Source organism: Rossellomorea aquimaris, assembly GCF_001877785.1.
Taxonomy (GTDB): Bacteria; Bacillota; Bacilli; order Bacillales; family Bacillaceae_B; genus Rossellomorea; species Rossellomorea aquimaris_A.
Window position 1 is genome coordinate 1 of record NZ_MINN01000016.1, and the last position, 421, is coordinate 421.

Genomic DNA, 421 nt, shown 5'->3' on the forward strand with positions numbered 1-421 from the left:
TACACGCGATACTAATAGACAGTAGTTGTCCTCGTTGGTCGGCCGTATGATGATACCTGTGAGTGTGTTTGCGGGGTATGTTGAGGAAGAGGAAGGGTACGGCGGTATGCGTCAGTCATGTGAGTGTGGAGATTTGTGAAGGATACAGAGATTGGTTAGGGATCAGGTGATATGGTAGGTTTTTTTTTTTTGGAAGAGCTGTTAAAAACTGAACTGGAAAACCTGGGGGCCGTTGAATGCCAGGTGGTTCAGGGTGGGGTCCATTTCAAGGGCGACACACGGCTTGTTTACCAGAGCCTGATGTGGAGCCGCCTGGCCTCGCGTATTATGTTGCCGCTGGGCGAGTGTAAGGTTTACAGTGATTTAGACCTCTATCTCGGCGTTCAGGCGATCAACTGGACAGAGATGTTTAATCCTGGCG

General features: G+C 49.9%; 1 pseudogene. It reads left to right on the top strand.

Annotation, left to right across the window (positions count from 1 at the left end):
* Positions 1 to 189 precede the first annotated feature (189 nt).
* Positions 190 to 421, top strand: a pseudogene (locus BHE18_RS00645) (THUMP domain-containing protein); the annotation flags it as partial.